Origin of the sequence: Kushneria sinocarnis, assembly GCF_003633775.1 — a bacterium.
Taxonomy (GTDB): domain Bacteria; phylum Pseudomonadota; class Gammaproteobacteria; order Pseudomonadales; family Halomonadaceae; genus Kushneria; species Kushneria sinocarnis.
Map to the genome: position 1 here is coordinate 1 of NZ_RBIN01000005.1, position 18,353 is coordinate 18,353.

16 protein-coding genes and 1 riboswitch are annotated in these 18,353 nt (G+C 63.1%); of the genes, 7 read left to right on the plus strand and 9 right to left on the minus strand.

Annotated elements, in window-relative coordinates; translation table 11 throughout:
• Positions 1-301: 301 nt before the first annotated feature.
• The 4 genes from C7446_RS08730 to C7446_RS08745 form a co-directional block, all read right to left on the minus strand.
• On the minus strand, positions 302-922 hold the full coding sequence (locus C7446_RS08730) for an HAD family hydrolase (protein WP_121172729.1): 621 nt from the start codon (positions 920-922) through the stop codon (positions 302-304).
• A 73-nt stretch (positions 923-995) separates the two neighbouring features.
• Positions 996-1,676, minus strand: coding sequence for a metal-dependent hydrolase (locus tag C7446_RS08735; RefSeq protein WP_121172730.1), 681 nt, complete (start codon positions 1,674-1,676; stop codon positions 996-998).
• A gap of 79 nt (positions 1,677-1,755) precedes the next feature.
• Positions 1,756-2,325, minus strand: a complete 570-nt coding sequence (locus tag C7446_RS08740; RefSeq protein WP_121172731.1) for a gamma carbonic anhydrase family protein — start codon at positions 2,323-2,325, stop codon at positions 1,756-1,758.
• 61 nt (positions 2,326-2,386) lie between these two features.
• Positions 2,387-3,748, minus strand: coding sequence for a sodium-dependent transporter (locus C7446_RS08745; protein ID WP_121172732.1), 1,362 nt, complete (start codon positions 3,746-3,748; stop codon positions 2,387-2,389).
• Positions 3,749-3,872: 124 nt separating this feature from the next.
• Between C7446_RS08745 and prlC the strand changes: the two genes are divergently transcribed.
• On the plus strand, positions 3,873-5,936 hold the full coding sequence (gene prlC / locus C7446_RS08750; protein WP_121172733.1) for an oligopeptidase A: 2,064 nt from the start codon (positions 3,873-3,875) through the stop codon (positions 5,934-5,936).
• A gap of 90 nt (positions 5,937-6,026) precedes the next feature.
• Positions 6,027-6,281 (plus strand): YheV family putative zinc ribbon protein, encoded by a 255-nt coding sequence (locus tag C7446_RS08755; RefSeq protein WP_121172734.1) that lies wholly within the window; start codon positions 6,027-6,029, stop codon positions 6,279-6,281.
• Between the two features lie 95 nt (positions 6,282-6,376).
• On the opposite strand, the gene C7446_RS08760 is transcribed toward C7446_RS08755, so the two are convergent.
• Together C7446_RS08760 and metF are read right to left on the minus strand one after the other, a co-directional pair.
• Positions 6,377-6,904, minus strand: coding sequence for a superoxide dismutase family protein (locus tag C7446_RS08760; protein WP_121172735.1), 528 nt, complete (start codon positions 6,902-6,904; stop codon positions 6,377-6,379).
• 113 nt (positions 6,905-7,017) lie between these two features.
• A complete protein-coding gene (metF, locus tag C7446_RS08765) occupies positions 7,018-7,863 on the minus strand; it encodes a methylenetetrahydrofolate reductase [NAD(P)H] (RefSeq protein WP_245977782.1) in 846 nt (281 codons plus the stop codon).
• Between the two features lie 561 nt (positions 7,864-8,424).
• Here metF and C7446_RS08770 point away from each other — a divergent pair.
• Genes C7446_RS08770 through C7446_RS08780 form a run of 3 tightly spaced genes read left to right on the plus strand, consistent with a single transcriptional unit; the run spans position 8,425 to position 11,814 of the window.
• Positions 8,425-9,696: a flippase gene (locus C7446_RS08770; protein ID WP_170150035.1), complete on the plus strand. Its 1,272-nt coding sequence runs from the start codon at positions 8,425-8,427 to the stop codon at positions 9,694-9,696.
• Positions 9,689-10,699, plus strand: coding sequence for a glycosyltransferase family 2 protein (locus C7446_RS08775; RefSeq protein WP_170150036.1), 1,011 nt, complete (start codon positions 9,689-9,691; stop codon positions 10,697-10,699). Before C7446_RS08770 ends, C7446_RS08775 begins: the two co-directional genes overlap by 8 nt.
• Positions 10,696-11,814 carry a glycosyltransferase family 4 protein gene (locus C7446_RS08780; RefSeq protein WP_121172739.1) on the plus strand — a complete coding sequence of 373 codons (1,119 nt, stop codon included), beginning with the start codon at positions 10,696-10,698 and terminating at the stop codon, positions 11,812-11,814. The genes C7446_RS08775 and C7446_RS08780 overlap by 4 nt, the downstream gene beginning before the upstream one ends.
• Before the next feature lie 127 nt (positions 11,815-11,941).
• On the opposite strand, the gene C7446_RS08785 is transcribed toward C7446_RS08780, so the two are convergent.
• On the minus strand, positions 11,942-12,802 hold the full coding sequence (locus tag C7446_RS08785; RefSeq protein ID WP_121172740.1) for a UDP-2,3-diacylglucosamine diphosphatase: 861 nt from the start codon (positions 12,800-12,802) through the stop codon (positions 11,942-11,944).
• A gap of 182 nt (positions 12,803-12,984) precedes the next feature.
• Positions 12,985-13,575, minus strand: a complete 591-nt coding sequence (locus tag C7446_RS08790) for a pesticin C-terminus-like muramidase (RefSeq protein WP_170150037.1) — start codon at positions 13,573-13,575, stop codon at positions 12,985-12,987.
• Between the two features lie 143 nt (positions 13,576-13,718).
• Here C7446_RS08790 and polX point away from each other — a divergent pair, with 143 nt between their 5' ends.
• Together polX and C7446_RS08800 are read left to right on the plus strand one after the other, a co-directional pair.
• Complete coding sequence (gene polX, locus C7446_RS08795) at positions 13,719-15,431, plus strand: DNA polymerase/3'-5' exonuclease PolX (protein ID WP_121172742.1); 1,713 nt, start codon at positions 13,719-13,721, stop codon at positions 15,429-15,431.
• A gap of 148 nt (positions 15,432-15,579) precedes the next feature.
• The gene (locus C7446_RS08800) at positions 15,580-16,719 is read left to right on the plus strand and encodes a glycerol dehydrogenase (RefSeq protein ID WP_211327919.1); all 1,140 of its coding nucleotides are present in this window, start codon (positions 15,580-15,582) and stop codon (positions 16,717-16,719) included.
• Positions 16,720-16,781: 62 nt separating this feature from the next.
• Here C7446_RS08800 and ahcY read toward each other — a convergent pair whose 3' ends face one another.
• Positions 16,782-18,185 (minus strand): adenosylhomocysteinase, encoded by a 1,404-nt coding sequence (ahcY, locus tag C7446_RS08805; RefSeq protein WP_121172743.1) that lies wholly within the window; start codon positions 18,183-18,185, stop codon positions 16,782-16,784.
• A gap of 14 nt (positions 18,186-18,199) precedes the next feature.
• Positions 18,200-18,274, minus strand: a riboswitch (S-adenosyl-L-homocysteine riboswitch).
• Positions 18,275-18,353 lie beyond the last annotated feature (79 nt).

Here is an 18,353-nt window from a genome sequence, read left to right on the forward strand (position 1 = left end):
TCGACTTGTTAAAGAGCGTTCCCGCTGTGGCCTGTGCCGTTTGCGAGAGAGTGAGCATTTTACTCACCGCCACCGAAATGTCAATGCCGATTTCGGTGGAAGCTGCCGAAGCGATGCTTCGAGCGACAGCCGTTCGATCCGGAAAACTTCAGTCGAATCAGCTGTCTGCAGCTTCCGCCCCGGTGGGCTGTTGCCCTGTCCGTTGCCAGCGGATGCGTACTCTACGCTTCGCTGACGGACCTGACAAGCCCCTGATGATAAAAAAATGACAGGGCCGTGATGGCTGCATGACAGCAGCCGGTTAATGCATTGCCGACTCCTTCAGGTAGCCCTCGGCTGCCAGGGCCGCTTCCAGCTCACCGACACCACGCACACGAGTGGCCTGCATCCCGAAACTGCGCGCCGCTTCAACACACTCGGGGTTGTCATCGAAGAAATGAAACGCTTCGGCCGGCTGACCCAGTGCGTCGATCACATGCTCGTAGGCGGCGCGATCGGGTTTGCGCAAACCGGTCTGATGCGAGACGAACACATGCTCCACATACCGGTCGATACGCGACTGCTCGAGAAAACGCGCCCAGTGCATGGAGTTGTTATTGCTCAGCACGCCTCTCACGAAATCCGGGCGAATCCGCTCCAGCAATGCCATGGCGCCCTCGTAGGGGCCCGCCATCCAGCTGTCGAAGCGGGCTGCGAACTCTTCACGGGACATGTCCAGCCCCAGCGCTTCCACCGCCGGACCGGTAAATTCATGCACGCTGGCCCGGCCGGTCTCGAAGGGCACCAGCGGCTTGAACTCCAGCCAGAAGCGCCGCGCCTGATCCCGATCGAGTCGTCCTTCGGTCAGCTCAACCAGCGGTGTCGTACCATCCCAGTCGGCCAGCACCCCACCTACATCAAACAGCAACACCTGTGGTGTCATGTCGTTTCATCTCCCCCTATCGATTTCGGTTCAAGGGTTGCACGCCCCCGGGGATTGCGCCAGTGAGCAACGGTTACAGCAGCCCAGGCCACAGCATTTGAACGCGCGCTCCCAGATTTCCCAGCACCTGCCAGGGAGGCAGCCAGGGCAGCAGGCCGGCGATCAGCAGCAGCATCGCCACGGCCGTGGCCGGCGCGTGATAATCATAGAGCTTGAACGCCGTACCGAAGGAGCGTTTCAGCCGACTGCCGGCCAGATCGATGCTGTAGCACTCATCGAGCAGCAGATGAATGAGCATCCCCAGCCCCATGGCACCCCCCTGGCACCAGGCCTGCCATGGCGACTGAGCCAGCAGCTGAAAGGCACCTGCCGTGACCAGCAGCGACATCAGTGCCACCGCCGTCAGCGAGTGCCAGATACCGCGATGCGTGGTCAGGCGTCGAAACACGGTACTGAGCGGATAGCGGACCGCCAGATAGAGCCCACCGGCGACCAGTACCAGCGTCGCCATCGGTAGCTGCGATTGCAGCATCATCACGGCCGCTATCACGGCAAGTACCGCTAGCAGGGTAAAGATCAGGCGAATGGAGCGGGAGTAGTCGGCATCAATATCGGGCATGATGCCACCCAGCGTGGTCAGTCCGCCCAGTGCAGCGGCGTCAGGCAGGGACCACAACCCGGCCTGCCAGCCCAGACCTGCAGTCAGTACACCGCCCAGCGCCGCCACGGTAATGTGGGTCTTGAAATTGGCCATTGCTTCATTACTGGATAAAAATCCAGATTTTGAAGCAAAACCCCTTTATCGACAATTGCTTGGCAGAAATTCCAGTACGTCAGCCGGTCTCCTCGGCGGCTTCGCCATCCTGCCTGCCGCTTTCGGCGAGAAACCGATCCTTGAGCTCGACATAATTGCTGGCCGAATAACCGAAGAAGGCGTATTCCTCCTCCTTCAGTGGCCGCATCTGCCGGGCAGGATTGCCGGCGTAGACGAAACCGCGTTCCAGATGCTTGCCGGGGGTCACCACGGCACCGGCGGCAATCAACACCTCATCCTCGACCACCACCCCATCGAGTACCGTCGCCCCCATGCCGATCAGTACCCTTGAGCCGATGGTGCAGCCATGCAGGATGGCGCGATGGCCCACGGTCACGTCATCGCCGATGGTCAGCGGATAACCCGCCGGATTGTAGTCGCTGGCATGGGTAATATGCAGCACGGCGCCGTCCTGGATACTGGTACGTGCGCCAACCCGGATGTAGTGCATGTCTCCCCGAATGACCGCGGTCGGCCACACGGAGGTGTCGTCACCCAGCACGACATCACCGATGACCACACTGGCTTCATCGACCATCACCCGCTCGCCACGACGCGGACTCACTCCCTGAAAGGTACGTAGTGCCATAACAATCGTCTCCCGGAATCATTGAAGGCCCGGCATCGCCAAGAAAACCGGGCCCGCCCCTTCACCCGCCGCTCAGCAGACCGGCCACCAGCACCACCGCCAGCAGCGGGATGGCGCTGAAACGGGTCATGCCGCGCCACACCGCAAATCCCGACGGGCCGGCCGCCAAGGCATGAAAGGCCTGGTCACGGTCCAGTCGCCAGGCGGCAAACAGGGCAATCAGCAACCCGCCTATCGGCATCATGATATCCGTGGGCAGCGCTGTCATTACATCAAACAGGCTCATGCCTTCAAGCGGCCGAACCCCGGCAAGCACGGAGAACGACAGGGCCGACAGCAGCCCGAGTGCCCAGGCAGTACCACCGATCAGCCAGGCCGCCCGCCGCCGGCTCCAGCCGGCATCCTCGAGCATGGCCACCAGCGGTTCAGCCATGTTGATCGAAGAGGTCCAGGTTGCCACTACCAGCACCCCCATGAAGGCCCCCAGCCACAGCGCTCCCCCCGGCCACTGGGCAAAGGCGATCGGCAGGGTGACGAAGACCAGCCCCGGCCCCTGCGCCACTTCCATGCCCTGATCGAAGACCACGGCAAAGATGGCCACCCCGGCCAGCAGGGCAACCAGCACATCCAGCACGGCGACCGTGAACACCAGCGGCAGTATTCGCTGTCGCGCCGGCATGCCGGCCCCGTAGGCCATCAGCGCACAGGCACCGGTGGCCAGGGTAAAGAAGGCATGCCCCATGGCATTGAGCACGACCCCGCCATCGAGCCTGGAAAAATCGGGCGTCAGCAGCCAGCGCAGTGCAGGCATCACGCCATCGGTCATGATGGCCACCATGATGACCAGCGCCACCAGCAGCCCGTAGAGCAGTGGCACCAGCCAGTTGTTGAGCCGCGCGATACCGCGGCGCACCCCGGCCACCACCACGCCCAGCGTCATGATCATGAACAGCGTGTGATCGGCCGTGACCCGCCAGGGGTCGGCCAGCAGGGCATCGAACGCGGCGCCGATGGCCTCGGGCGAGCGGTCGGCCAGTCGGCCGCTGAAGGCCTGCAGGGTATAATCCAGTGCCCAGCCGGCCACCACCGAATAGAACGACAGCACCAGCAGCAGCGTGGCGCCACCCCACAGCGCTATTCCTCCCCAGCGTGTTGACCCGCCACCGTGTGCCGCAAGCAGACGCAGCGATTGCAGCGGTGCCCGGCCGCCGGCCCGGCCGATCATGATCTCGGCCGCCATGATCGGCAGTCCCAGGCACAGCACGAAACAGGCATAGAGCAGCAGAAAGGCACTGCCACCATGTTCACCGGCCATATACGGAAAGCGCCAGATGTTGCCAAGCCCGACCGCTGCCCCGGTTATGGCGAGGACAAAGGAGAGCCCGGAACGCCAGCTGCGCTGCTCGCTGTCGGCCCCGCTCATACCCCCTGCTCCGGGCGGCCGGTACATTGAAAGCCGCTGTGGCTGCCCTCATGATTGAGCGAATACGGGCTGTTCATCATGACGTCTTTATTTTCCGTTTCCTTCCGGTTCGAGGTCCGATTCCATGAGCGCTTCCAGCGACAATCCACTGCTGACACCCCATCTTCTGCCCCCCTTCGACACTATCCGCCCTCAACACATCGAGCCGGCCCTCGATCAGCTGCTGAACGAAAACCGCGAGGCGATCGAGGCCCTGGTCCAACAGGGCGCGAGCAGCTGGGAGACGCTGGTTCAGCCGCTGGAAACGCTCAACGATCGATTGTCGCAGGCATGGTCACCGGTGTCGCACCTCAATTCCACCATGAACTCCCCCGAGCTGCGTGAAGCCTATCAGGCCTGTCTGGGCAAGCTGTCGGCCTACAGCACCTGGCTGGGACAGCACGAGGGTCTGTTCCGGGCCTTCGAGACGCTGCGTCAAAGTGACGAGTATGCCCGGCTGGACACCGGCCAGCAGCGCTCGATCGACAACACCCTGCGCGATTTCCGGCTTGCCGGGGTGGATCTCGACGGCGCCGACAAGGCCCGCTTCGGGGAAATTCAGGCGCGCCTGTCGGAGCTCGCCAACGGTTTCGCCAATAATGTGCTCGATGCCACCCAGGCCTGGCATCTCGACGTGACCGCCGACCGCCTCGCGGGTCTGCCGCAGAGCGCACTCGATACCCTGAGCGCCAATGCCGAGGCCAAGGGCGTCGACGGGTATCGCATCACGCTCGACTTTCCCAGCTTCTTTCCGGTGATGACCCATGCCAGCGATCGCGAACTGCGCAGGACGGTCTATACCGCTTTCGTGACCCGGGCCTCCGATCAGGGCCCCGATGCCGGCACCCATGACAATTCCGACCTCATGGCCGAAATCATCACGCTGCGTCAGGAAATGGCCCGGCTGGTCGGCTTCGAAAACTACGCCGACTACTCGCTGGCGACCAAGATGGCCGACTCACCGCAGCAGGTGCTCGACTTCCTCCATGATCTGGCCGGCCGCGCCATGCCACAGGCCCGGCAGGAATTCGATGCGCTGGCAGCGTTTGCCCGCGAGGAGCTGGGACTGGAGCAGCTCGAGCCGTGGGACATCGGCTATGCCAGCGAGCGGCTGCGCGAGGCCCGTTATGCCCTCTCCCAGGAAGCGCTGCGCCCCTGGTTTCCGGCCCCCAGGGTGCTCGAGGGGCTGTTTCAGGTGACCGGCCAGCTGTTCGGCATCAGCTTTCGCGAGAACCTCGAGGCGCCCCGCTGGCACGAGGATGTCCGCTTCTATGACATTCTCGAGAACGGCGTGCCGATTGCCGGCTTCTATCTCGATCTCTACGCCCGCGAAGGCAAGCGCGGTGGTGCCTGGATGGATGAGTGCCGGGTGCGTCGCCGTCGCGATGACGGCACCCTTCAGCTGCCGGTGGCCTATCTGACCTGCAACTTCACCCGACCGATCGGTGGCAAACCCGCCCTGCTGACCCATGATGAGGTGCTGACCCTGTTCCACGAGTTCGGCCACGGTCTGCACCATATGCTGACCCATCAGGAAGTGGCGGACATTTCCGGCATCAACGGCGTGGCCTGGGACGCGGTCGAGCTGCCCAGCCAGTTCCTGGAGAACTTCTGCTGGGAGCGCGACGGGCTGGACATGATCACCTCGCATATCGATACCGGCGAGCCGCTGCCGGATGATGAACTGGCCAAGCTGCAGGCGGCACGCAACTTCCAGTCGGCCATGCAGATGGTACGCCAGCTCGAATTCTCGCTGTTCGACCTGCGCCTGCATCACGAACATGCAGCGCCCACCGCGGCCGACATCCAGCAGCTGCTCGATGGCGTGAGAGAACGGGTGGCCGTGGTCCCCCAGGCCCCCTTCAATCGCTTCCAGCACGGTTTCAGTCACATCTTCGCGGGTGGCTACGCTGCCGGCTATTACAGCTACAAGTGGGCCGAGGTGCTCTCGGCCGACGCCTACTCCGCCTTCGAGGACGCCGTCAGCCCGCTGGATGCCACCATCGGTCAGCGTTTCCGAGAGGATATTCTCGAACAGGGCGGGGCGTGCGATGCGGCCGAGCTGTTCCGGCGCTTTCGCGGCCGCGACCCGCAGATCGAGCCGCTGCTGCGCCACTCGGGGATTGCCGAACCGGCATCCGCCGAGTAGCCCCCTGTCCGAAGTGGTACCGCATGCCCGGTACCGAATGAGCCATTCGCATATCCGAAGGGCGATGCCCGCCATCGCCCGGGAGGCAGCATGAGTGATTCCACACCGAAACGTTTCATCGCCGGCGCCGTCTGCCCGCGCTGTGGTGCCATGGATCGTGTGCGCAGCTGGGAGCAGCACGGCATTCGCTACCGCGACTGTGTCAGCTGCGATTTCTTCGAACAGTTGCCCATCGAGGAGGAGTCGACCGAGGAGCTGGAGACCCGGGTCAACCGGATTCGCGAATCGCAGCGTCAGAGCGACATGCAGCCGGTGCGGATACTCGATCCCGACAAGTCGAAATGAGCGGCCCATCGGCCGTTCCGGCATCAAAAACGCCCTGCCGGCAGCGGCAGGGCGTTACCCCGTAGAAGGAAGACAGGCCTCGTCAGGCCCTTGCTTCAGTCCGACTCGGCAATCACGCCGCAGGCCAGCCGGCCTCCGCCACCCCCCAGCCTGGGCGGTTCATCATAGGTGTCGCCCCCTTCGTGCACGATCACGGCATGCCCTGCCAGATCGGCCTCCTGCAGGCGCGGCGCCAGCATGGGCGTGGTGGCACTGCCCTGCTGATCGACCATCAGTACCGGCATATCGCCGAGATGGCTCTGTTCGACATAGGGGCCGGCATGAGTACCGGTATCGGCGGGATCGAAATGACCACCGGCAGCGCCGCCGGGGGTGGTTTCACCATCACTGGTGCTGGGCGCACAGCTGGGGTTCTGATGCAGATGGAAGCCGTGCTGGGTGCCTGCCGGCAGCCCCTGCAGATCCGGTTTGATCAGCAGACCGTACTGACTGTCCTCGAAGGTCACCGTACCGAGTGATTCACCGGTGCCCTGATCATTGAGCTCTTGCATTTCCACCGTGACATCCGCCAGCACCGGAGCCGTGAATCCCAGCAGCGCTGCGGCCATGAGCCATCCTTTCATGGAGCGGTTCCCTTGCAGGTAAATGATGTCAGAGGCGGCAATGGTGCCCCTGACCGTCTCCTGTCAGGGTAGTCGCAACGAATGAAGTATGCCTGAAGTACGCCGCAGCCGGTTCAGTGGCTGCGCAGACCGAGATTGTCGAGGATGGCAAGACTCGCATCGGCCTGATTGAGGGTATAGAAGTGCAGCCCGGGCGCCCCGCCCTCGATCAGCTGCTGGCAGAGCCTGCTCACCACCTCTTCGCCAAAGGCGCGGATACTGGCGCTATCGTCACCGTAGGCCTCGAGCTGCCGGCGGATCCAGCGCGGGATGTCGGCACCGCACATGTCCGAAAAGCGTGCCAGCTTGGTGAAATTGGTGATCGGCATGACGCCCGGCACGATGGGCACATCGACTCCCCGCTGGCGCACCTGGTCGACGAAGTGAAAGTAGGCTTCGGCGTTGAAGAAATACTGGGTGATGGCCATGTCGGCGCCGGCGTGCACCTTGTCGGCGAAGTGATCGAGATCGCGCTCGAAGCTCGGCGCCTGGGGATGACACTCGGGATAGGCCGCCACCGACAGACTGAAGTGATCGCCGGTTTCGTGACGGATGAAATCGACCAGGTCACGTGCATGACGCAGTTCGCCGGCCGCCATGGTGCCGGAAGGCATGTCGCCGCGCAGGGCCACGATCCGGCTGATGCCAGCCTCCCGGTAGCGGCCCAGCAGATGGCTCAGCGAGGCCTTGTCACTGGCCACGCAGGAGAGATGGGGCGCAGTATTGATGCCGGCCTCGCGGATTTGACGGACCGTGTCGAAGGTCGGCTCGCGGGTGGAACCACCGGCACCGAAGGTAACGGAAAAGAAGGAAGGGTCCCGCTCTACCAGACGATCACGCACCCCCATCAGCTTGTCACGGCCGGCATCGGTACGCGGCGGAAAGAATTCGAAGCTGGTATGAAAGGCGTTATGCGTCATGGGCATGCTCCCCCTGGATCGACATGGAACGAGATCGGTCCGGGGCATTCTGCCGCCTCCCCTTCAGGGGTGCCAATGAAAGTTTCTCGCCGCGCACTGTAATCTGCGTCATGTTGCAGGGCCGAGCACCCGGGAGTGAGACGGCGCAAGCCGAGTGTGGCGGAAGGCTGTGACACCGGTATGTCATCCCGAAAGCGTTGCCGTGGCATGCCGGGCGGGCCGGTTTCACACCCGAGGCTCGCCGCTGCTCCCCGCAGGCCAGGCCGCGGGCTGCATTTCTTCGCTTTTCATCAGGTCATGAAAGAACCCTCAGGCGTATCCATTCGTAACACCCCACCACAGGTAATTCAGCGACAATGGCATAGACGCTTCGCCTATTGACTCCTATTCTGTGGCGACTGCTGACTCCGGCATGGCTGTAGTAGAATAAAGTGGCAATATTCATGACACGAGTTTGATACTCGTGATGTGCATCTCAGTCCATGAGCAATGCGCCCTCTGCCATGGCCGGAACCGAAACGACTCCATCCATCCTTCGGCCACAAGCCTCTGCGCACCTACATGATCAACTCTCAGCTTGCCAAGAATGTCTTTTCCCTGCTGGTGCTGCAGGGCGGGCAGTATATCCTGCCCCTGATCACCTTCCCCTATCTGGCAAGAGTCCTCGGCCCGGCCAATTTCGGGGTGCTGGGTTTTGTCTTCGCCATCGCCCAGTACTGCACCCTGTTTACCGATTACGGCTTCAATCTGACCGCCACCAAACAGATCGCGGAAAACCGCGATGACAAGCAGAAGATATCGCATATCTTCTGGACCACCATGACGTCCAAGACGGTATTGCTGGGCGTGGTACTGGTCGGTCTGGCGCTCTCGGTGGCCTTTGTGCCCGCACTCAGCGATGTCGGGCTGGTAATGATCTTTGCCGGCGTTCAGGTTGCCGGCTCGGTCATGCTGCCGGCCTGGCTTTTCCAGGGCATCGAACGGCTCTGGGCAGTAACCGTATCATCACTGGCGGCTCGGGCTACCGCCGTCCCCCTGATCTTCATGTTCGTGCACAACCCGGAGGATCTCTGGATTGCTGCCATGATCCAGTCCTCGACTTCGATCATCTCCGGTATCATCGCCTGTATCTTCGTCCGGCACTATCGCGCCATCGCCTTTGCCGCCATTTCTCCGGCAGACGTGAAAGAGGCCTTCCGGGACGGGTTCCCGATCTTCATCGCCACCATTGCCATCAGCCTTTACACCATGAGTACCACGGTCATGCTCGGCATGGTGTCGACACATACCCAGACCGGTCTGTTCAACGCGTCCGACAAGATCCGCAACGCCATCACCTCGGCCTTCCTGGTGCTGGGCAATGCCTTCTTTCCACGCGTCAATGTGCTGCTCAAGGAGAGCGAGGCCAGGGCCAACGCCTTCCTGCGCAAGCTGATGATCGGCCAGTGCGCCCTGACCCTGCTGATCTCGCTGGCACTGTTTTTGTTCGCACCGCTGATCACCGAACTGGCGCTGGGTGATCAGTACGCCAATGCCACCCCCATCATCCAGGTTCTCGCGCCGCTGATCTTTCTGGTCAGCACCTCGATGATCTTCGGCAATTACATGCTGCTGCCCTACGGCTATCGCCGCATCTACACCCAGGTGCCGGCCATCATGGCCGTGGTGCATCTGGTCGCCCTGGTCCCCATGGCCCACTATTATGGCGCCATGGGCGGGGCCATCACCCTGCTGACGACCGAAACCGTGATCTTCTTTGCCCTTGCCGTGGCACTGATCCGCAACGGCATCCTGGGCAATGTCATGCGTGGGGAGGCGACGACCCATGCCTGAATTCCGGCTCTCCCTGATCCTTGCCGCCTATAATCTGGAAGACCTGATCGAGACCGCTCTGGGATCGATCATGCCTCAGCTGCATGACGACATGGAGCTGGTCATCATCGATGATGGCTCCACCGATTCGACCCGGGAGGTCATTCGCCGCTATCTTGGCGACCGGCTCGAGGAAAAACGGATCCGTCTGATCGAGCAGGCCAACGGTGGTATCAGTGCTGCACGCAATACGGGGGTCGAGGCTGCCCGGGGCGCCTATATTGCCTTTCTCGACGGGGATGACCTGCTGCTGCCCGGCTACAGCGATACGCTGACCCGGATACTGGATGAGAGCACGACGCCTCCGGATATCGTGGAATTCAATGCCATCCGCTTCGACCGGATCGAAGGGGAGCAGTTCATCAACAGCTATCCGTTCAACACCACCGTGATAGCGCCACATCAGGGCGAGGCTTCTGCTGATACCTTCAAGCGCATCTTCTCCCATGGCTGGTGGTTTCTCTGGGCGCGCATCTATCGCCGTGAACTCCTTGCCGGCCTGAGCTTTCCGCCGGGGCGGCGCTATGAGGACATGTCCCTGCTACCCGAGATCTATCTGCGGGCAGTCACCATTACCGCCATCGACACCCCGCTGATTGCCTACCGCTGCAACAGCGAAGGGATCACGCGCAACCCTTCAAGCAAGGATCTCGAGGATATCGAGTGCATCATCGACCACTATCTGGCGATGGCGAAAGAGGCCACGGATGACCTGACCCGTACGCTGGCGCTCTACGTGGCCTTTCAGGCCACGCTCTTTTACAAGAACATCAACAACGACATGTACGGCTACCGACGTGCCCTGCCCAACATTCGCCGCATGGTCAACAAGGTGGGCGCATTGAGACGCCGGCATCCGATCGAACTGCCCTTCAACACCCGGGCGCTGTTTCTGTCACCTGAACTCTCCAATTTCTACTCATTCCTCAAATCCACCCGTTTCATGGAAAGGTTCAGAACATGAAGAAACTCTGTTTCGTCATCAACCAGATCGGCTGGGGTGGAGGTACCGAGCGTGTCGGCATCAGGATCATCAACGGTCTGGCCGACAAGGGTTACGACATTACCCTGGTGGCACTGTGGCAGAGCGAGGAATCCGCCTTCTTTCCGCTCGATGAGCGCGTCCGTTTCATTTCGCTGTTCGAGCACAAGCGCTCCCTCTACAAGCACTACTTCCAGCTGGTGAAGGCGCTGCGCCGGGTCGTGAAGGAGCACCGGATCGATACCATCATCAATATCGAAACCACCCTGGCGCTGATGGTCGCGCCTGCCGTATGGGGCCTGAAGACGCGTCATGTCAGCTGGGAGCACTACAACTTCCTGGCCAGCGCGGACTCCGCCATCCGTCCGCTTGCCCGCTACGTGGCGGCCTGGTGTGCGGATAACGTGGTCACCCTGACCGAGCGGGACGCCTCCCTCTGGCGCAAGCGTGCCCGACCGCGTGCCCGCGTGGTCACCATCAACAATCCCATGCCGTTCGAGGAGCAGCATCCCTACAATTTCCACCGCGACTCCCGGACCGTACTGACCGTCGGTCGGCTCAATCGTCAGAAGGGGTATGACATGCTGCTGGATGCCTGGCAGCAGACCCGGGGCCAGACATCACCGGAGTGGAAACTGCAGATCGTCGGCAGTGGCGAGGAAGAGACGTCACTCAAGGAACGCGCCCGGGCGCTGGGGATCGAGCAGAGCGTCGAATTTCACCCCCACACCCGTGAAATCGAGCCGTTCTACCGCAATGCCGCCATGTACTGCATGAGTTCGCGCTATGAAGGGCTGCCCATGGTGCTGATCGAAGCCAGCAGCTATGGCCTGCCGATGGTGTCGTTCGACTGTGTATCCGGGCCCTCGGAGATCATCGAGCATGATCGCAACGGCCTGCTTGCCCGTGACGGCGACCCGGCCGATCTGGCCACCCGACTGTGCGAGATGATGAACGACGATGACAGGCGGGTACGCTGTTCGCAGGCAGCCTATCAGATGACCGAACGCTTCCGCCCCGAAACCATCCTCTCCCAGTGGGAAGCCCTGCTACGCGGCGAGTCGATCCCCGCCCCGCCGCTCTACAGCGCCCACTGAACCTGCGCGCCCGGCAGTCATACCGATCAGCCCGGGCGGGCAGTGCCCGCAGGGAGTGGCAGGGGCGGAACGGCGCCACGCTCCGAACCTGCCATGAGCGCCATGCATCGGGAGTAGCGGGGAGAGCTCAGCGCTCCCGGGAATCCGCCACTTCCGCCTCTTCTTCCGACTCGCTCTCTCCCAGCCAGCTTTCCGCTTCGGTATGCTCGCGCGGCCCGCTCGGAGGTCGGGGATCATCAATCAGAGTATTACCGTGCCAGTCGATCAGCCGCAGGCGTCCATCCGCCCCCTCGGCCAGCGCCGTGCAGTGTTCGACCCAGTCCCCATCGTTGCAGTAATAACGACCGTCACGCAGCTCGAAACCGGGAATGTGGATGTGACCGCCGACATAGCCATCCACCTGCTCGCGCTCGGCCCGGCTCAGTGCCGAGCTGCGAAAGGCTGCAGCAAAATCGCGCACGTTGCCCGACCTTCGCTTGGCGGCGCTGGAGAGTGACCAGTAGGGGCGCCCCAGCCGCCGCCGCAGGCGTACGGTCCAGCGATTGATCCGACGCATGCTCTTGAGCAGCATCTCACCGATCACCAGCTTCCAGCGCGGCCCATCAAAATGGCCGTCGAACTCATCACCATGGCTGATCAGCAATCGTCGACCATCGCGGGTTTCATGGACGACATCACGCTCGATGCGCACATTGTGGAAGCTCTGACCACAGAAGGTACGAAAGGCGGCATCATGATTGCCGGGGATGTAGATCACCTCACAGCCGGTACGCGCCATGCGCAGGATATGGCGCACCAGTGCCTGCTGGGCACTGTCGAGCACGGCCCGGTGTTTCATGGCAATCAGATCGAAGACATCGCCTACCAGATAGACCCGCTCGGGGCGTGTCTGCCGCAGCAGCGAGCGCAGCAGACTGGCCTGGGCATCCGGCGTCCCCAGGTGGATATCCGAGACGAAAAGAATCCGCACGTCACTGGCGTTGGCCATTGCGTTCTCCTTGAGCGAGCCGGGCCTGCACTGAATCCATGGCCGTAACGCACCTTTGTGCTCCCTGTCGGCAACCACTACCAAACGGGCTTGCTCAACCAACGGCCACAGGGGACACATGATGGCACAGTTGCCGGTTTCAATGCTGCACGGACATCAATTGCTCGGGAGAATGGCCGGATTCAGTGGGCCGCCGCGCCGCTTCCGACCAGCGCCTGCTCCAGATATTCGGCTGCACGCCCTGCCCGTTCAGCCTCCACCTCTTCGCACTCGCGCAGGACACTCAGCATGGCCGACTGCTCACCGGTGATGGCCGCCTGCCACAGCTGCGGCCGCGACTGTTCGAGCGGCACGTTCGTACAGAGCGCTTCCTGCATCAGCAGAGTGGCCATCGAACGGGGCAGCTCATGCCACTGCAGCTGGCTGGCCCGTTCGAACCGCGTGCTCAGCTCGACTGCCAACGGGCCATGCACGGTCGCATCGAGCTCCCTGATCTGGTCGTGCGAAAGCCGCAACGGGCCGGCACTGAGCAGTGCCATGGCCTCGCTGCCGGTCAGCTCCAGATAGGGCCGCAACTTGCGCGCCAGCGCCTCATCCAGACCCAGCGAGTCGAAGTGCGCACGATCGATCCGGCCGAGATCAACGCCATTGGCAACGATCACGCCACCCCGGTGGCCACGCGCCTCGGGCACTGCCGCACCGGTGGCCCCGCCCTGCTCCGGGGCCCGGAGAAAGGCCAGATCAATGGTGTTCAGCGGTGAAATCACGGTCATGAGTACCTCCCTGCCTGCTGTATCCATTTCCAGCCTAGGGGCGCCCCCGCGGCGCTGACTGCAGCCGTGCAGGGTAACCGGGCTGTCCGACACCCGCCGGGCGGCTATGCTGTGGGCATGGCTTGCGCTTCAAGGAGGGAGTGATGCAGAACGCCGATATCGCCCGTACCTTCAATCAGCTGGCGGATTTGCTGGAGATCCAGGGCGCCAATGCCTTTCGCGTACGCGCCTATCGCAGTGCCGCCCAGACCATCGAGGGCCTGTCGGCCGCGGTCAGTGACATGATCGAGCGCGGGGAAGACCTCACCACGCTCGGCGGCATCGGCAAGGACCTGGCGGAGAAGATCGAAACCCTGCATCACAGCGGCTCGCTGCCGGCGCTGGATGAAGCCGGAAAGCAGGTGCCCGCCGGGCTGATCGAGCTCACCCGGATCGACTCGCTGGGGCCGAAGCGGGTCAAGGCGCTGTATGACGAACTCGGTGTCGACTCGCTCGATGCGCTCAAGCAGGCCGCCCGCGAACAGCGGATCAGCGCGCTTTCGGGCTTCGGCCGCAAGACCGAACGGAAGATCCTCGAGGAGGCCGATCGGCTTCATCAGCAGGCCGGCCGTACCCGACTCGATGAAGCCCGCCAGGCCGCAGAGGGGCTGCGGCATCATATCGAGCAGTGCGCTGGCGTCGAACAGGTGGTGGTGGCCGGCAGCTATCGTCGTCGTCGCGAAACCGTGGGCGATCTCGACATGCTGGTGGTCGCCGAGGATGGCGAGCGCGTCATGGCGCATGTCGGTGAGTGGCAGGAGATCGAACGTGTGGCGCTGCGCGGCGAAACCAAAACCACCGTTCATCTGAACTCGGGACTGCAGGTCGATGTGCGCGTCGTGCCCGGGGAGAGTTTCGGGGCCGCGCTCTACTACTTTACCGGCTCCCAGGCGCATAACGTGGCAGTGCGCAAGATGGCCGTCGCCCGCGATCTCAAGCTCAACGAGTACGGGGTCTTTGAAAGCGATGAGCAGCTGGCCGGGCGCACCGAGGAGGAGGTGTTGGCTCAGGTGGAACTGCCCTGGATTCCGCCGGAGCTGCGCGAGAATTGTGGCGAGATAGAAGCCGCGCAAGCAGGAAAACTGCCCGAGCTGGTCACGCGCGATGACATCCGCGGCGATCTGCACATGCACACCACTGCAACCGACGGCAAGGCCTCGCTCGAGGAGATGGCCGAAGCCGGCCGCCGCCAGGGCTACAACTACATCGCCATCACCGATCACTCCCAGCGGCTGGCCATGGCCAATGGCCTGGACGCAGCGCGCCTGCGTGAACAGCTCGCCGACATTGACGAGCTCAACGAGCGACTCAAGCGCTTCACGGTGCTCAAGTCGATCGAGGTCGACATTCTCGAGGATGGCCAGCTCGATCTGCCTGACGAGGTCCTCGGTGAGCTGGATCTCTGCGTGGCCTCGATCCACTCGCGCTTCAATCTCGACCGCGAGCGCCAGACCGAGCGACTGCTGCGCGCCATGGACAACCCGCATGTCAGCCTCATCGCCCACCCGACCGGGCGGATCGTCAACGGCCGCGACGGCTATGAGCTCGACATGCAGCGGATCGTGGACGGCGCCGCCGAACGCGGCGTCTGTTTGGAGATCAATGCCCAGCCGGCGCGTCTCGACCTGCGCGATATTCATGCCCGCATGGCGAAGGAGGCCGGGGTCCTGATCGCGATTTCAACCGACGCTCACGCCACCGATCAGCTCGATCACATGGTGTTCGGCGTCGATCAGGCCCGCCGGGGCTGGCTGGAGAAGGACGACGTGCTCAATACCCGCACCCTGCCCCAGCTGCGCAAGGCCCTGAAGCGCTGAAGACGGCGCGACGTCATGCCACACGACCGAACCCGACCGGATCCGCCATGCTGATGTGGCACCACCCGTCCGGCCCATGCGCCGTGTCCCGGGCAACACCGGGCATGGCCTGCCACCGGGCGTTCGCCATCAACAGGGGGAATGCGTCATGTCTGCTGCACAGTCCACCATCCGCGAGCAGGTCTTCATCAGTCCCGGCCGCTACGTTCAGGGCGCTCATGCCATCCAGCGCGCCGGCCATCATATTGCCCGGCTGGGTCAATCGGCGCTGATCATTGCCGATGACTTCGTCTGGCAGATGGCCGGTCAGGTGCTGGCACAAAGCCTTGAAGGGTCAGACATTCGCTTCGAGTATGCGCGTTTCGGTGGCGAGGCCTCCGGTCACGAGATCGAGCGCCTGGTGGCACTGGGCGAACAGGCCCTGGTCGTCGTCGGCTTCGGGGGCGGCAAGACCCTCGATACCGCCAAGGGGGTCGCCGACCGGCTGGGGACACCCTGCGCCATTCTGCCCACGACCGCCTCGACCGACGCCCCCACCAGCGCCCTGTCGGTGATCTACACCGACGAAGGGGTGTTCGAATCCTATCGTTTCTACGATCGCAACCCGGACCTGGTGCTGGTGGATACCCAACTGATCGCCCAGGCCCCACCCCGCTTTCTGGCCTCGGGCATTGCCGACGCCATGGCCACCTGGGTGGAAGCCCGCGCCGTTATCCGCTCCGGCGCTTCCAACATGGCCGGAGGCCTGCCGACCCTGCTGGGTCAGACCATCGGCGAGAAGTGCGAACAGGTACTGTTCGAACAGGGGCTGCTGGCCTGGCAGGCCAATCAGGCCGGCGTCGTCACGCCGGCATTCGAAGCGGTGGTCGAAGCCAATACCCTGCTGAGCGGGCTCGGTTTCGAAAGCGGCGGGCTGGCCGCGGCACACGCCATCCATAACGGCTTTACCGCACTGCACGGCGAGATCCACGAACTGACCCATGGCGAAAAGGTGGCCTACGGTACCCTGACCCAGCTGGTGCTTGACCGCACCCCACAGGCAGAGCTGGAGCGCTATCTCGCCCTGTATGTTGCGCTCGGCCTGCCGGTGACCCTCGAAGCCCTCGGGCTCGCGAAGGTCACCGACAGCGAACTGACCCGGGTGGCCGAAACCGCGCTGCAGCAGGGCGAGTCCATCCACAACCTGGCCTACACGCTCACTCCTGATGACATCGTGGCCGCCCTGCGCGCCGTGGACGCCCACGCCCGGGCCTTCATCGCCCGGCAATCCCGCGCTGCCGGGGCATGAATGCAAAACGCCGCCCCGGTAACCCGGGGCGGCGTTTTAATCAGCCGGTTCAGCCACGAGACTCAGTAGCGATAGGCCTCCGGCTTGAAGGGACCTGCCTGCGGCACGCCGGTGTACTCGGCCTGCTTCGCGGTCATTTTCGTCAGCGTGCCGCCGAAGCCTTCCACCATGTAGCGGGCCACTTCCTCATCCAGCTGCTTGGGCAGCACCGCCACGCTGATCTCGGGGCGATCCTCCTTCGGCAGATCGGCAAAGCGACCCTGGTAGAGGTGGATCTGCGCCAGCACCTGGTCGGCAAAGGAGCCGTCCATCACCCGCGAGGGATGGCCGGTGGCGTTGCCCAGGTTGACCAGCCGGCCCTCCGAAAGCAGCAGCAGATAGTCGTCACTGGCCGGGTCGAAGCTGGCCGGGCCACCATCGCGATAGATCTTGTGCACCTGCGGCTTGATCTCTTCCCAGCCCCAGTTGTCACGCATGAAGGCGGTATCGATCTCGTTGTCGAAGTGACCGATGTTGCAGACCACGGCGCCCTTCTTGAGTGCCTTGAGCATGCCGGCATCGCAGACGTTGATGTTGCCGGTGGTGGTGACCAGCACATCAATGCGGGAGAGCAGCTCGCGATTGATGCTGGTATCGGATTCGTCGTTGTTGCCGTCGACATAGGGCGAGACGACCTCATAGCCATCCATGCAGGCCTGCATGGCACAGATCGGGTCGACCTCGGTGACCTTGACGATCATGCCCTCATTACGAAGGCCGGCTGCAGAGCCCTTGCCGACGTCGCCATAACCGATCACCAGCGCCTGCTTGCCGGAGAGCAGGTGATCGAGGCCACGCTTGATGGCATCCGACAGCGAGTGACGGCAGCCGTACTTGTTATCGTTCTTGGACTTGGTGACCGAGTCGTTGACGTTGATCGCCGGCACCTTCAGCGTGCCCTGGCGCATCATCTCGACCAGCCGGTGGACGCCGGTGGTGGTCTCCTCGCTGATGCCGTGAATGGCGTCGAGCAGTTCGGGGCGCTGCTCGTGCAGCAGGCCGGTCAGATCGCCACCATCGTCGAGCACCATGTTGGGCGTCCAGCCGTTGGGGCCTGCCACGGTCTGCTCGATACACCACCAGAACTCCTCCTCGGTCTCGCCCTTCCAGGCGAACACCGGCACGCCGGACGCCGCGATGGCGGCCGCGGCCTGATCCTGGGTGGAGAAGATGTTGCACGATGACCAGCGCACGCTGGCGCCCAGCTCGACCAGCGTCTCGATCAGCACCGCGGTCTGGATGGTCATGTGAATGCAGCCCGCGATGCGAGCCCCCGCCAGCGGCTGTTCGCCACGATATTTCTCGCGGATCTTCATCAGCGCCGGCATCTCGGTTTCGGCGATGCGAATCTCGCGCCGGCCCCAGTCAGCCAGACCGATGTCGGCAACCTTGTAATCCTGCGCGACGGCGTTTTCAGCGGTAGCCATGAAACACTCCTGACAGACAGCGGGCGCCGTTACCGATAACCACCGCTTCGAGCCTCGCGGAAGTCTCCGCTGCAGCGCCCCTCGAAACGGCAAGAGAGTTCGATGCCGCCCTCTGCGGCATCGCCCGGCATGATAGCGTGATCACTCCCCGATATGCCACGACCGCCC